A 13,293-nucleotide genomic window follows, 5' to 3' on the forward strand; every position below is an offset into this window, starting at 1 on the left:
CTTGCGTTTACAGGAATTATCGGAGCTTATAAAAAATTCGGAAACCTCCGAGCACATTGGCAAGATTGAAAATATCGTTGGTATGAGCATAGAGGCTTCAGGCATCAAAGCGAGTATTGGCGACATCAATGTGATTACCTCTAAGGATGGCAAGCGCAAGGTTAAATCGGAGGTAGTAGGCTTTAAAGGTGAGAAGACCATCCTGATGCCCTATGATTTTATTGAAGGCATGGGCTCTGGCGATTTTGTCCGGAGCACGAAAAGGCGCCTGCGCATTCCGGTGGGTGATTTCTTATGTGGGCGGACCATTAACGCTATGGGGGAGCCTATAGATGGCTTGGGTCCTGTCGACCAATCGGTCATGTGCAGCGTTGAGAATAATTACATCAACCCCTTGAGCAGACCACCTATCGTGGAGCGGATTCATTTCGGTATTAAAGCGTTAGATGGATTTCTCACGGTAGGAAAAGGTCAGCGTATTGGTATATTCGCTGGTAGTGGCGTGGGCAAGAGTACTTTGTTAGGGATGATTGCCAAACAGGCCTCAGCAGATATTAATGTTATCGCTTTAGTAGGGGAACGAGGCCGAGAGGTAAAGGAATTTATTGAACGAGACTTAGGCCCGGAGGGCATGGCTCGTTCTGTGCTGGTGGTGGCAACCTCTGATCAGCCTGCGGTACAGCGGGCCAAGTGCCCGATTGTGGCCACAGCCATTGCGGAATATTTCAAGGATCAGGGAAAGGATGTGCTGCTGATGATGGATTCCCTAACCCGTTTTGCTATGGCACAGCGGGAAATCGGCCTAGCGGTAGGAGAACCTCCTGTGGCTAGAGGCTATACGCCTTCCATCTACGCGGAGATGCCTAAGCTCCTAGAACGGAGCGGGAACTTTGAAAACGGATCCATTACAGGAATATACACGGTTCTGGTAGAGGGAGATGATACCAACGAACCCATTGCCGACACCGTGCGAGGTATTTTGGATGGGCATGTGATTCTCTCCAGAAAGCTGGCAGCTCGGAATCACTTCCCAGCCATTGAGATTGGTGGCAGCATCTCTCGACTGATGGCAGCTATTGTAGATGAAAACCACAAGGCGATGGCTTCAAAGCTGCGGGATATGTTGGCGGTATACGAAGAAAATGCGGACTTGATTTCTATTGGGGCCTATAAAGCTGGGGCCAACGCTAAACTAGATACAGCGGTGGCCAAAATTGATGGGATTAACAACTTTTTAAAGCAGAAAACCAGCGAATTTTTTACCTACGATGAGGAACTGGAGGGAATGACTAGAATTTTGGAATAAGCGTTGAAAAATTAGGGAAAAAGGTATAAAATAAGATATCATGGCGAAGTTTAAGTTTTCTTTAAAATCAGTAGAAAAATATAGAAATATTACGTTGGACGAAGCCAAGGCGCACTATGCTAAAGCGGTAGCTGATGTGGGCCGCCAAGAGCAGGTTATCTCAAAGATTAACGAGGAAATTGCCAATATAAACAGGGAACTCAATGAAAAAAACAGCCAAGGGATTACGATTCTGGAGTACCAGGGATACAAGGTTTATATAAAGATTCAGGAAAACAACTTGAAAAATGAAGAAGAAAAGTTGAAAGGCCTGAAGAAAATTGAGAACAGGCGGAGGCGAGAGCTGATTACAGCTAAGACCGATGTTATGTCTATCGAAAAGCTCCGAGAAAAGCGCTTTGAGGAACATAGGAAGGAAGAGGGCAAGAAGGAAGCGCTGGCCACGGAGGAGTTCATTTCAAATCAGTTATCTAGCCGCAAATAGCGGTTTGATATATAGAGCCTTTTTCTCAAGGCTCAACAAAAATCATAGAACCTTTAAAACTAAATAAGAAAGGAGGTCCTTGAATGAATGCAGGAGTGTATTTTCAAACCATGAACAGCAGTCCTACAGCAAAGATTGCGAGCAGCGGAAGTGCGCAGATGTCTTCTGGAAACAAGTACTCAGGCGAATCTTTTAAAAAAGAGATGGACAAGGCTTTTGACAAACAGCCGAGCAGAGCCGGAGAGTTGGAGAAGGGACATGCGGCGGACAAACGCAATGACAAGGTACAGCAGAAGGAAGAACCACAGAAGCCTGAAGTGGAAGAGGTGACGCCAAAGCAGGAAAGCCCTCAGGAGGAGGTGTCTCCGCCCGCGGAGGTTTTGGCAGCAGTTCAGATGCAACAGACCATTGCTCCGGTTTCTCAGCCAGTTTTGACTATGGCTCAGCCGGATCAGGAACTTCAGTCCAAAGCTGGCATGGTGGCGGCAACTGCGGATTCCAGCGATTTGCTGATGAAGGAGGCCGATAGCACCACGTCCCAGTCCAATGCAGGAGAAAAAGGGGAGATTAAACTGCCGTTTCAGAACAGTGCTGATTTAGTGAAATCCGCTATGCTGCAAAACAGCAAAGAAGGAACACAGGAGGGACTGGCTCAGCGATTTGCTGAAAATCTGAACCAGGAGCAGTTGAATCCATTGCAGGACATGCAAGAAGAGACGGAAGTACAGAAAGTTCCAACCTTCCAGTCAGCGGATACGGCTACCGATGAAACCGGTACCGACGCCAGCGAGCAAGTACTAGAAAACTTGCTTTTGAAAAACAATCAGCTGGACCCGGCTAAGGTAAACATCAAAGTGGCAGAAGCACCAGTTGATACCACCAGAGCAGATGCAGCACAGCAGCTTGCAGACAAGATTACTTACAAGCTCAGTCAAGGTAAGCAGGAGTTTGATTTGGAGCTGAATCCGAGGAACTTAGGCAAGGTCAATATCAAAATGATATTCCAAAATGGCACAGCTGAACTGATTATGACTACATCCAATGCTAAAGCTCATCAACTGCTGGCATCCCATGCTGATACGCTGAGAAGCATCTTAGAGGCCAATACGGGACTGGATAGCACGATTAACCTGAAAGAAGCGGAGAGCAACGACGGTCAGTTTGATCGAGATAATTTCCAGCAGCAGAAGGAAAATCAGCAGCAACAGCAAGAACAGCAGAAAAAGACTGCAACAGAAGGCTTATCCTTTGTAGATCGGTTGAGACTAGGTCTAGTAGAGGATATGGAAGAAGCCGTTTAAGAAAGGAGGAACAAACTTGGCAGATACAACTATCAATGATCAAATACTAAAGTCCTTAAAGTCGTTGACTGCCGATAAGAGCGCCAGCAAATCCCTTCAGAGCAATATTGACTTGCAGACGGTAAATTGGCTGAACCTTTTAGTGGCCCAACTGAAAAACCAGGATATGTATAATCAGACCGACAATGCGGAGATGATGAACCAAATGGCACAGTATTCCCAGATACAAGCGACACAAAGCATGGTAGACATGCAGGAAGACTTGTATGCCATGAACACCACATCCTATGCAACATCCCTTTTGGGGCAAAATGTGACTGCCGCATCCATTGAGACTACTACCGATTCCACAGGAAAGACAGAAAAGCTGGTCACCACCGTAGGGACGGTAACCGGGGTAACCTTGTTTGAAGGAGAACCTGTTGTCTATATCGGAGATAAAGCTTTTTCTCTAAGCCAAATCATGATTGTAGGGAAAGTGGAAACCGGTAAGGAAACCGACAACGGTGGAGACACAGACACAGATCCCGATACGGATGACAATAAAGATGATGGTGCTGTGAACGGGGGCGAATAAGGTTTAACAAGCCATAGATCAATCTGATAGAAAAGGAGGTGCAACATGGCAGACATTAAAGTTGGGACGAACTATCAGAATATTAATCAGCTAGTAGGCAGCAGGAATGTGAATAACCCAGGGCAGGTGACACAAAATACTGGCGTAACTAAAATTGGCGCAGATTTTGGTACTCTTTTGCAGGAACAGCTGGATAAGAACAGCGGAGCTGATAAACGACAAGGTATTCAATTTTCTAAGCATGCTCAGGAACGAGTGCTTCAACGAGGCATTGAATTGACCCCAGAGCTGATGGACGACTTAAACTCAGCAGTGAAAAAAGCAGATGCCAAGGGGGCTAAAGACGTGGTTATTTTCGATTCACTAAACGCCTTTATCGTCAATGTACCAAACAAAACAGTAGTGACCACTATGAGCGGCAACGAGATGCGAGATAATGTGTTCACGAACATCGACGGGGCAGTAATACTGTAAATCGTCAATAGACAATTTAATAAAATGAAATAACTTATTGAAATAAACCGTGACAAAATAACTGGACCATTTATGGAGGTTATGAAATCTGTGGACTGACAGATTTCCTCACGGCACTGAAAGGAGAAAATAAATGGTTAAATCAATGTTCGCTGCGGTAGCAGGTCTGCGGGCTCATCAGGCTAAAATGGACGTTATCGGCAACAATATTGCCAACGTAAACACGTACGGTTACAAAGCAGCCAGAGCTACTTTCCGTGATGTATTCTACGCTACGTCCAGCGGTGCAGGCAACGCTGGTACCGTGTACGGCGGTACCAACCCTTCCCAAGTGGGTTACGGATCTAAGCTAGGCTCTATCGATTCCCTGATGACCAGTGGTGGTACAGCTACTACCGACAGCCCTCTGGACTGCATGATTGTAGGCAACGGTTTCTTTCTGGTTGGACAGATGCCGGAAGAAGCTGCTGGGGTGAGAGAAGGAATCGATGTGGAAAGCGGTTATGAGGATGATGGTTCGAAGAAAGATAATGCGAAGCTGGGTGAAGTAGATCAGACAAAAGTCAGTGCTTTAAGCCTTACCCGCGTGGGCATTTTCAACTTTGACGGTGACGGCAACTTAGTAGATTCCAACGGCCGTCTGGTATATGGATTTGCCAGCGAATATAAGACCGATGGCGGCACAGACGGTAAAACAGCGGGCTACGAATTAAATATGAATGAGATTACAGCTATTCGGCTGCCGAATGCCAGCACAGAGGCAGGGACATACGAGCCTATGACCTTGAAGAAAATTACGGTTGGCCAAGACGGCGGCATAACTGGTACCAACGATAAAGGGGAATCCATCTTGATTGCCAAGATTGCCATCGCCAATGTACCGAACCCAAATGCGCTGGAAAGAGGAGAAAACTCTTACTACACCGCTAAAGCCAACACGGGCACGATTACGGTTAACCCGTCAGGACAGAACTCTACTGGTGAGATTCAGTCAGGTTGTCTGGAAATGTCCAACGTGGACTTGTCCAGAGAATTCACAGATATGATTACCACAGAGAGAGGCTTTCAAGCCAACACAAGAATTATCACTGTGACAGACTCCATGCTGGAAGAGTTGGTAAACTTAAAGAGATAAAGAACACACAAAAGCGTATAAGGTAATATAATATGAGGTATGGAGGAGCTGGCGAGGCCCTCCATACCGTATGATAAAGTGAGTGAACATATGATTAAGCTTACAAAATTAAACGGTACAACATTTCTTCTGAATCATCAACTGATACAGATTATTGAAAAGATACCGGAATCTAAGATTGTCTTGAACAACAAAGAATATTATCTCGTTCAGGAATCCCTTGAGGAAATCCTCGAAAGGATTATCCAATTCGATGCCAAAGTGGCAAATCGACTGGAAGATTTAAAGGAAACATTTAGACAGCATCCATAACGTTGGATATTCATTTTGGGCTTTTAGGCTGGCTCTCTTGGAGGAAAGGCCTGATTGCCTAAAATTTATATAGATAGGCCAGTTGACTTTCGACAGGCATCCCATTACTATTGCATAACAAATCCCCCAAGGGGAGGATTATAGGTTGTTTTAGAACTGAGAAATTAAAAAGAAGGAAACAATAGGAGACTTAGATGGCTGATGTATTATCACAAAGTCAAATAGACGCCCTGCTCAATTCCCTCAACACCTCTTCTGATGAAGAAGAGAAATTGATTGATGAGGAGGAAAATAAAAAAGTAAAGAAGTATGACTTTAAGACTCCTAAAAAATTCACCAGAGACCGGTTAAAGCTAATTTTCAGTGTATATGAAAATTTTGCACGAGTTATGTCGTCCTACCTGACCAGCATGATGCGCCTTTCCTGCCAAGTGGAAATGGTGGACATTGAAGAACAGAAATATTTTGAGTTTAACAATGCGTTGTCGGAAAACGACATCGTAGCCATGGTAGACGGTTCTGTCAACAACGGGAAAGGTGATACGGAGACCTTAATGGCCCAGATGAGCAATGAGGTGATTTATGCCTTGATTGATCGAATGCTGGGAGGAGGCGGAGACGTAGAAGGAGTGGACTCTGACGGGAGTTTTACAGATGTGGAAATTTCTCTCTTTGAAAACGTCATGGTTCGGCTGCTGCCTATCATGGAGGAGTCCTGGCAAAGCTATTTTGATGTGGGGTTTCGCTTTGATAAGATTGAGACCAATCCCCGGCTGATTCAGAGCATTCAGGCGGATGAAGTGGTGGTCATCGTGGTGTTAAATGTGGAAATTAAGGATACCACCGGTACCTTTAATATTTGCATACCGGGCAGCCTCATGGAAGACGTATTTAAGCTGGTAGATCAGACTAACCTGGCTGGCAAGAGAAGGGAGCATACCACGGAGATTGCCAGAGAGGAGATTCTGGAGAGCTTGCGGGATTCTCAGCTGGAGGTACGGGCCTTCCTGGGAGAAGCGAATATGCTTCTGGAAGACGTGTATTCGTTGAAGCCAGGTGATGTAATTAACTTAAGAAAGCCTAAAGACTCAGATGTGGCTATATACGTGGAGGATAAACCATGGTATAAGGGACGTCTGGGTGAGAAAAAAGGCAGTGTTGCAGTTAAGATAACGGGTACGACCATAACCCGATAATAGCAGAGGTGATATATGAACGATAACAATACTTATTTTACCCCCATGGAGATCGATGGTATCGGTGAAATCCTAAACATCAGCTTAGGATCATCGGCCACGGCCATGTCTGATATGTTGGGGAGAAAGGTGACCATCACCACGCCTAACGTGCAGATTCGGGGTTATGATGAATTTGAAATCAGCGAGGTTGAGCCTGCTGTAGGTGTAGAGATTACCTACGTGACTGGTTTAGATGGCAACAATTTGATGCTGCTCAAACGAGATGATGTCCGTAAAATTCTAGAAATCCTTATGTATACGGAGATTGACCCGGATACCTTCGAATTGGATGAACTTTCTTTGAGCGCCGTCTGTGAGCTGATGAATCAGATGATGGGGGCATCCGCTACCGCGATGGCCGATGTCATTGGCACGGTGGTCAATATCTCCACGCCGGTAGCTTTCGAAGTGGAGAATGCGGAAACCTTTAAACAGAAATATTTTAAGTCAGATGAGCCTATGGTGGAAGTGTACTTTAATATTGAGATTGAAGATACTTTTTCCAGTAAGTTTATCACTATGCTGTCGATGGATCTCTGCAAGAAACTGATTGCTTCTTTTGGATTTATGGATGGAAATGAAAAGTCTGAGGGAGAAGCTGCACCAGCACCGATTCCGGACATGGCATCAGCGGCAGCTGCTCCGGCCGCACCAGCACCGATGCCGCAAATGCAGAGTCAGATGGCTCAGCCAGCGCAGATGATGCCGCAAGGCTATCCGCCGCAGATGTATGGACAGCCATACCCGGCAGACCCAAGGCTGATTAACGTGCAGCCGATTTACCACAATTATGAGGTCTCCCCCGCTGAGGCAGGGACGAATCTGGACTTGATTATGAAGGTACCACTGCAGGTATCCGTAGAAATTGGCCGCACAAAGAAGCTGGTGAAGGATATTCTGGAACTGGGACAAGGATCTTTGGTGGTGCTGGATAAGCTGGCAGGAGATCAGGTGGACGTATATGTAAACGGTCAATGCATCGCAAAGGGCGATGTGGTAGTTGTTGATGATAACTTCGGTGTCAGAATCACAGAAGTAATCAAAAAGACTGATATCATTAACAGTCTATAGATGTAAAAATAAGCGTGAAGAGAGAATAATCGGTTTTTCAGGAGCTATTAAAGAAAGAGGTAAAAAGATGGCAAAAATTTTATTAGTTGATGATGCAGCATTTATGCGTATGATGATCAAGGATACTTTGTCCAAGAATGGATACACGGATTTATATGAAGCTGGGGATGGTGCGCAGGCTGTGGAGAAGTACGACGAGATTAAACCAGACTTAGTAATCATGGATATCACCATGCCAAATATGGATGGCCTAGAGGCTTTAAAGGCTATTACAGGCAAGTACCCTGATGCCAAAGTTGTTATGTGCTCTGCCATGGGTCAGGAAGCTATGGTTATTGAAGCTATCAAGCTGGGTGCCAAAGATTTCATTGTAAAGCCGTTCAAGCCGGACCGGATATTGAAGACGGTATCTGCAGTCCTGCCACAGTAAGAGGTGATGAAGATTTTAAGTTCGATTATACCTTTGATGCTGGCTCTGATGGCAGTGGTCGGTGTCATCTATTTAAGCTATGTATTCAGCAAATATGTAGCTCTAGGTGCCAGCAAGATGAGTGGTACCAAGTATATGCGGGTGGTGGATCGGATGCTCTTAGGGCAGGATAAGATGATGATGATCGTCCAGATTGGCGAAAGCTATTATCTAACCGGTGTGACCTCTCAGAATGTCCAGATTATCAAGGAGTTGTCAGAAGACGAATTGGTGGAGATGGAAGGTTCCGCTTCACCGATGGGTCTTCAGCAGATGATGACTTTTAAAAGTGCTCTGCAGAAGCATTTGAATAAAAATAAGGAATAAGGTAATAGGCACATGACTGATTCAATTCTTTCAATAAATGGGACCGGCATGCAGACATTGGAGATTCTGGTCCTTCTGACCTTGATTGCCCTGCTGCCTTCCATTTTAATTATGATGACGTCTTTTACCAGAATCGTCATCGTCTTATCGCTTTTGCGAAATGCTATGGGGTTACAACAGACCCCGCCTAATACAGTTATTATAGGCATCGCCCTGTTTTTATCGCTGTTTATCATGCAGCCAGTCATCACAGACATTAATGAACAAGCGTATCAGCCCTATAAGGCAGATCAAATCACCCAGGAGCAGGCCATCGATACGGCCTCTGTTCCCCTCAAGGAATTCATGCTGAAACAAACGAAGGTAGAATCCTTGAACGTATTTTTAAACTTTGCAGGCCTAGATCGGCCGGAGAATTTAACGGACGTTCCCATGCACGTAGTGATTCCGGCCTTCATGACCAGTGAGTTGAGCCGGGCGTTTCTCATGGGATTTTTGTTATATATCCCTTTTTTAGTCATTGATATCATCGTCGCCAGCGTGCTTATGTCCATGGGTATGGTCATGCTGCCGCCATCTATGATATCTATGCCGTTTAAGTTGTTGCTTTTCGTAGTAGTCAATGGCTGGGAACTGCTCTTCACCACCTTGGTGAGCAGCTTTAACTAAGCCGGGCCGTGAAGGACATCTTTCGCAAGCCAGGCCAAGGGAAAGTGAGGAGAAATGGAAACCTATTCACCTATATTTGATGTACTGCATACAGCTGTGTTGGTTGCAGCAGAGGTGGCATCGCCCATACTTCTGGTCAGTATGGCGGTGGGGCTAATTATTGCCATCTTTCAGGCGGCTACGTCTATACAGGAACAGACCATTACCTTTGTGCCAAAGCTGTTTATCATTGGTATCATCCTGGTGGTGACCGGTTCCTGGATTTTATCCACTCTGGTGGATTTTACAAAGATGATTTTCGATACCATGCTGGAGTTATAACATGCAGTCCTTTTTAGCAATTAATAATTTGACGGTCTTCGGGCTGATTTTGATGAGAATGGTGGGGTGCATTGCCTTAAACCCTATATTGGGAAGAAAAAATGTTCCGCCGATGATGAAAGCAGGCATCTCTTTAATGCTGGCCATCCTAGTTTTCTCGTATACAGATATCTCCACCATAGAGGTTATCGATTCCACGGTTGAATATATCGTCATCGGGGTTAAAGAGTTGGTGGTGGGCTTCGTGGTAGGTTTTGCGGTCAGTTTATTCACTTATGTAATTATACTGGGTGGTGAGGTCATCGACATGCAGATGGGCCTATCGATGTCTAAAGTTTACGATCCAGCCAGCAACGTATCCCTGTCCTTGAATGCAACGTTTTATAATATTTTATTTATTTTTATGTTCTTTCACGTGCAAGGGCATTTGACTTTATTTAAGCTATTTTTAGAGCTGTCGAAGGCTGTTCCTTATGGGCAGACCTTGTTTGGGGAAGACCTAGCCACAGGGATGATTTCTGTATTCTGCCAGTGTACGATTTTGGGTATTAAGCTGGCTATGCCAATGATTGCCCTCCAGTTTTTCGTGGAGATGGCCTTCGGCATCTTAATGAGGAATATACCACAGATTAATGTGATTATGATAAATATACAGGCAAAAATTTTTGCAGGACTGGTCTTTTTGCTCATTCTCTTTACGCCTACTTTGAGTTTCGTGGAGAGTCTGATTGATCAATTATTCAGTGCCATCGTGCAGTTGGCCAAGTTAATGGGGTGATGAGGTTTGTCGCAATCAAAAACTGAAAAAGCCACCTCGAAAAAACGAAAAGACGAACGGAAAAAGGGTAATGTACCTCAAAGTAAAGACGTAACCAGCGTCATCTCTTTGTTAGTCATCTTCTCTGTACTAAAGAAACTTTTTCCCTACATGTATGAGACGTTTGGTTCCTTTTTCTCGTTTATCATGGGAAAGATGGTCAGCGTGGACGTATTCAGCGACGCAGCCAGAACAGAAGTTACTGTAGAAGCTGTTAAGGCTATGGTCATATCCACCTTGCCTCTGTTGTTAATCAGTGCGGGCATTGCCATCCTCTCCACAGGAGCTCAGACCAAGTTTCTGTTTTCTTCAGAAGCCATGAAGCCTAAGTTGAGCAAGTTTAACCCGATCAACGGTATTTCCCGCATGTTCTCCGTGCGCAGCGGAGTAGAACTGATTAAAAACCTGATTAAAATTACTATTATTGTGGTGATTTTGTATAAATTTATTTATGCCCGCTTTACAGAAATGGCGAGGATGCTTTTCTTGGATCCCATGCAGTCTTCTGTTTATGTGCTGGGGGCGGTGGTGAAGATGGCCTATATGGTCTGCATCATTTTCGTCTTTGTAGCCGGTTTAGACTATCTGTATCAACGCTGGGAATACGAGCGCAAGATTAAGATGAGCAAGCAGGAAATCAAGGAAGAATTCAAGCAGACAGAAGGAGATCCTCAGATTAAGGGTAAGATTAAGCAGAAGCAGCGTGAGATGGCCACTTCCAGAATGATGCAGGCCGTTCCCACTGCCGATGTGGTTATCCGAAACCCGACACACTTCGCTGTGGCACTCAAGTATGATTCGGAAACGGACCAGGCTCCGGTGGTCGTGGCCAAGGGCCAGGATGAGCTGGCTTTGCGAATTGTGGCCATCGCGGAACAAAATGGAGTCTATATCTTGGAGGATAGGCCCTTGGCCCGGGCTATTTACGCTACTGCTGAGTTGAAAATGGAGATTCCCTATGCGTATTACAGTGCCATAGCAGAAGTCTTTGCTTTGGTGTATAGCATAAAGAAGAATGATAAGGATATAAAGAGGAACTAGCTTATGGCAGATATACTTCGCGTGACCACTCCCCTGAACGGCCAAGATGCCGCCAGCCGGGTGCGTCCTAATACCAATCAGGATCCCACCACCAACATCAACAATACCATTAACCCCAGTCGGGTGCCCGGTAATGATCGTAAAGACCTGAACAATGATCAGGATACCAATAAATTTTCACCTCATCTGAAATCTAATTTTGATTCCTTTCTAAACAAGCTAGCCAGTACGCCAGGTATGTCTGCGGAGACGGCTAGGCTATTCTTCACCCGGTATGGAAGTATCGTCAGTTCTGGTATGAGCGGCGGTATTGCAGCGGAAATGGCAAAGTACCTGCAAATGATGAAGGTCACGGATGCCGAGCTTTTAAACCTGCTAAAAGGGATGCAAGGCTCTTCTGTAAAATTTACTGGCAGCTTCTTCGACATTATAAGGGATTTGATGAGCAATAAAAATGTGTCTGGGGATGCAAAGGCCCTGATGTTGGAGTTCCTTCGGCGGTATGATGCCATCACGGCCAACGATCACGCCTTGAAAAATATCTTATCTAACTTGAATAATATTGCAGATCGGATGATGAAATCCTCTGGTGATAAGCTGCGGGAGATGGCTGCGAACATCGATACCACTGCAGGAAAAGGTAATGTGTCTGGAAATCTAGCCTTCATGAGGGAAAACCTTATCCCCCTGCTGTCTAATTACATAGCCCAGACCAAAGATTACGGCAGTGTTCGGGATAATATCAGCTTATTCATCCTCAATTTTGCTCGTTATGAGATGGGCGGCAAAGAAGCCTTCTCGGAAGCATTAAACTCCCTGCTAGGCATTCCAGAAATCAGCAGTAAGGTCTCCAACAGCTTGATTGCAGAATTGGCTGACAGTATTTTTGCTGGAGCAAAAGGAGACAAGGCTCATTTGCTTCAGGATCAGCTGGTAAACATTCTGACAAAGGGTCTGGATGGACAGGCTGGATATCAGAATACCCAGGTGTTCCAGAATATTCTCCAGTCTGCCCTACTGAACGAAAGTGTTTACATGCCCCTGCTTCACATGATGTTTCCAGTGGAATACAACGGGCGGCAGATGTTTTCCGAGGTGTGGGTAGATCCGGACAGCGATGAAAGGAATGAAAAAGAGGCCGGCACGGCAGTCAAACTTCTGGTTAAATTTGATATCAAAGACTTAGGTTTCTTCGAGATGATTCTGTTGGTGCAGAATAGCAAGGTAGACATGCAATTTTTCTATCCCGAGGGGCTGGAGCCCATGAAAGGCCAGATAAAAGATAGCATTTTTGCCATCATGGAGAGAAATGAATTGAAGTTCCGTTCGTATATGGCGGATAAGTGCGCCCAGCCAAAGGCGATTTCCGATGTGTTCCATAAGCTCTTTGAAGGGAGGAATATGGTCAATGTCACAGCATAGCGGTTCCAGACAACGGGCGGTAGCCCTGAAATACGACGAAAAGCAAGGCGCGGCTCCAGTTATCGTCGCTTCCGGCTTAGGACACATGGCGGAGAAGATTGTGGAGGTAGCCAACCACATGGATGTGCCGGTATATGAGGATACGTCTCTGGCTACCGTGTTATCCCAGCTGGAGCTGGGGGCCCAGATTCCAGAGGAAGTATATCGGGCGGTGGTAGAAATCTATATTTACTTTTTGAATTTTAAACAATAAATATCCATTTGTTTAAGCTAAAAATTAAAGTGAAAGCTGGATTATATAACCTAAATTTGATTATTTAAGGTGCTAT

17 protein-coding genes are annotated in these 13,293 nt (G+C 45.2%); all 17 read left to right on the forward strand.

Features of this window, described 5'->3' with window-relative positions:
- Nucleotide 1 precedes the first annotated feature (1 nt).
- Nucleotides 2–1,306: a FliI/YscN family ATPase gene (locus Ami103574_RS03140; RefSeq protein ID WP_163065239.1), complete on the forward strand. Its 1,305-nt coding sequence runs from the start codon at nucleotides 2–4 to the stop codon at nucleotides 1,304–1,306.
- Between the two features lie 40 nt (nucleotides 1,307–1,346).
- Nucleotides 1,347–1,790: a flagellar export protein FliJ gene (gene fliJ / locus Ami103574_RS03145; protein ID WP_163065240.1), complete on the forward strand. Its 444-nt coding sequence runs from the start codon at nucleotides 1,347–1,349 to the stop codon at nucleotides 1,788–1,790.
- A gap of 83 nt (nucleotides 1,791–1,873) precedes the next feature.
- Nucleotides 1,874–3,091, forward strand: coding sequence for a flagellar hook-length control protein FliK (locus tag Ami103574_RS03150; protein ID WP_163065241.1), 1,218 nt, complete (start codon nucleotides 1,874–1,876; stop codon nucleotides 3,089–3,091).
- A 16-nt stretch (nucleotides 3,092–3,107) separates the two neighbouring features.
- The gene (locus Ami103574_RS03155; protein ID WP_163065242.1) at nucleotides 3,108–3,668 is read left to right on the forward strand and encodes a flagellar hook capping FlgD N-terminal domain-containing protein; all 561 of its coding nucleotides are present in this window, start codon (nucleotides 3,108–3,110) and stop codon (nucleotides 3,666–3,668) included.
- A 45-nt stretch (nucleotides 3,669–3,713) separates the two neighbouring features.
- Nucleotides 3,714–4,142: a TIGR02530 family flagellar biosynthesis protein gene (locus tag Ami103574_RS03160; RefSeq protein ID WP_163065243.1), complete on the forward strand. Its 429-nt coding sequence runs from the start codon at nucleotides 3,714–3,716 to the stop codon at nucleotides 4,140–4,142.
- A gap of 133 nt (nucleotides 4,143–4,275) precedes the next feature.
- A complete protein-coding gene (locus Ami103574_RS03165; RefSeq protein ID WP_163065244.1) occupies nucleotides 4,276–5,277 on the forward strand; it encodes a flagellar hook-basal body complex protein in 1,002 nt (333 codons plus the stop codon).
- A 90-nt stretch (nucleotides 5,278–5,367) separates the two neighbouring features.
- The gene (locus Ami103574_RS03170; protein WP_163065245.1) at nucleotides 5,368–5,589 is read left to right on the forward strand and encodes a flagellar FlbD family protein; all 222 of its coding nucleotides are present in this window, start codon (nucleotides 5,368–5,370) and stop codon (nucleotides 5,587–5,589) included.
- Nucleotides 5,590–5,783: 194 nt separating this feature from the next.
- Complete coding sequence (fliM, locus tag Ami103574_RS03175) at nucleotides 5,784–6,785, forward strand: flagellar motor switch protein FliM (RefSeq protein ID WP_163065246.1); 1,002 nt, start codon at nucleotides 5,784–5,786, stop codon at nucleotides 6,783–6,785.
- A gap of 15 nt (nucleotides 6,786–6,800) precedes the next feature.
- Nucleotides 6,801–7,898: a flagellar motor switch phosphatase FliY gene (gene fliY / locus Ami103574_RS03180; RefSeq protein WP_163065247.1), complete on the forward strand. Its 1,098-nt coding sequence runs from the start codon at nucleotides 6,801–6,803 to the stop codon at nucleotides 7,896–7,898.
- A 67-nt stretch (nucleotides 7,899–7,965) separates the two neighbouring features.
- A complete protein-coding gene (locus Ami103574_RS03185) occupies nucleotides 7,966–8,328 on the forward strand; it encodes a response regulator (protein ID WP_163065248.1) in 363 nt (120 codons plus the stop codon).
- Between the two features lie 6 nt (nucleotides 8,329–8,334).
- Complete coding sequence (locus tag Ami103574_RS03190) at nucleotides 8,335–8,694, forward strand: FliO/MopB family protein (protein WP_163065249.1); 360 nt, start codon at nucleotides 8,335–8,337, stop codon at nucleotides 8,692–8,694.
- A gap of 12 nt (nucleotides 8,695–8,706) precedes the next feature.
- A complete protein-coding gene (gene fliP, locus Ami103574_RS03195) occupies nucleotides 8,707–9,363 on the forward strand; it encodes a flagellar type III secretion system pore protein FliP (RefSeq protein WP_163065250.1) in 657 nt (218 codons plus the stop codon).
- Between the two features lie 54 nt (nucleotides 9,364–9,417).
- Nucleotides 9,418–9,684, forward strand: coding sequence for a flagellar biosynthetic protein FliQ (locus Ami103574_RS03200; protein WP_163065251.1), 267 nt, complete (start codon nucleotides 9,418–9,420; stop codon nucleotides 9,682–9,684).
- Between the two features lies 1 nt (nucleotide 9,685).
- Entirely contained in the window at nucleotides 9,686–10,462 is a 777-nt protein-coding gene (locus Ami103574_RS03205; protein ID WP_163065252.1) for a flagellar biosynthetic protein FliR, read from the forward strand.
- Nucleotides 10,463–10,468: 6 nt separating this feature from the next.
- A complete protein-coding gene (flhB, locus tag Ami103574_RS03210) occupies nucleotides 10,469–11,542 on the forward strand; it encodes a flagellar biosynthesis protein FlhB (RefSeq protein ID WP_163065253.1) in 1,074 nt (357 codons plus the stop codon).
- Nucleotides 11,543–11,545: 3 nt separating this feature from the next.
- Nucleotides 11,546–12,964 (forward strand): hypothetical protein, encoded by a 1,419-nt coding sequence (locus tag Ami103574_RS03215; RefSeq protein WP_163065254.1) that lies wholly within the window; start codon nucleotides 11,546–11,548, stop codon nucleotides 12,962–12,964.
- Nucleotides 12,951–13,217, forward strand: a complete 267-nt coding sequence (locus Ami103574_RS03220) for an EscU/YscU/HrcU family type III secretion system export apparatus switch protein (protein WP_163065255.1) — start codon at nucleotides 12,951–12,953, stop codon at nucleotides 13,215–13,217. Before Ami103574_RS03215 ends, Ami103574_RS03220 begins: the two co-directional genes overlap by 14 nt.
- Nucleotides 13,218–13,293 lie beyond the last annotated feature (76 nt).

The sequence above is a fragment of the Aminipila butyrica genome (assembly GCF_010669305.1).
Lineage (GTDB): Bacteria > Bacillota > Clostridia > Peptostreptococcales > Anaerovoracaceae > Aminipila > Aminipila butyrica.

Excerpts from the sequence above, each read along its gene's own strand:
- fliJ (WP_163065240.1), top strand. The coding sequence starts at position 1,347 with ATGGCGAAGTTTAAGTTTTCTTTAAAATCAGTAGAAAAATATAGAAAT.
- Ami103574_RS03150 (WP_163065241.1), top strand. The coding sequence starts at position 1,874 with ATGAATGCAGGAGTGTATTTTCAAACCATGAACAGCAGTCCTACAGCA.
- Ami103574_RS03160 (WP_163065243.1), top strand. The coding sequence starts at position 3,714 with ATGGCAGACATTAAAGTTGGGACGAACTATCAGAATATTAATCAGCTA.
- Ami103574_RS03165 (WP_163065244.1), top strand. The coding sequence starts at position 4,276 with ATGGTTAAATCAATGTTCGCTGCGGTAGCAGGTCTGCGGGCTCATCAG.
- Ami103574_RS03170 (WP_163065245.1), top strand. The coding sequence starts at position 5,368 with ATGATTAAGCTTACAAAATTAAACGGTACAACATTTCTTCTGAATCAT.
- fliM (WP_163065246.1), top strand. The coding sequence starts at position 5,784 with ATGGCTGATGTATTATCACAAAGTCAAATAGACGCCCTGCTCAATTCC.
- fliY (WP_163065247.1), top strand. The coding sequence starts at position 6,801 with ATGAACGATAACAATACTTATTTTACCCCCATGGAGATCGATGGTATC.
- Ami103574_RS03185 (WP_163065248.1), top strand. The coding sequence starts at position 7,966 with ATGGCAAAAATTTTATTAGTTGATGATGCAGCATTTATGCGTATGATG.
- Ami103574_RS03190 (WP_163065249.1), top strand. The coding sequence starts at position 8,335 with ATGAAGATTTTAAGTTCGATTATACCTTTGATGCTGGCTCTGATGGCA.
- fliP (WP_163065250.1), top strand. The coding sequence starts at position 8,707 with ATGACTGATTCAATTCTTTCAATAAATGGGACCGGCATGCAGACATTG.
- Ami103574_RS03200 (WP_163065251.1), top strand. The coding sequence starts at position 9,418 with ATGGAAACCTATTCACCTATATTTGATGTACTGCATACAGCTGTGTTG.
- Ami103574_RS03205 (WP_163065252.1), top strand. The coding sequence starts at position 9,686 with ATGCAGTCCTTTTTAGCAATTAATAATTTGACGGTCTTCGGGCTGATT.
- Ami103574_RS03215 (WP_163065254.1), top strand. The coding sequence starts at position 11,546 with ATGGCAGATATACTTCGCGTGACCACTCCCCTGAACGGCCAAGATGCC.
- Ami103574_RS03220 (WP_163065255.1), top strand. The coding sequence starts at position 12,951 with ATGTCACAGCATAGCGGTTCCAGACAACGGGCGGTAGCCCTGAAATAC.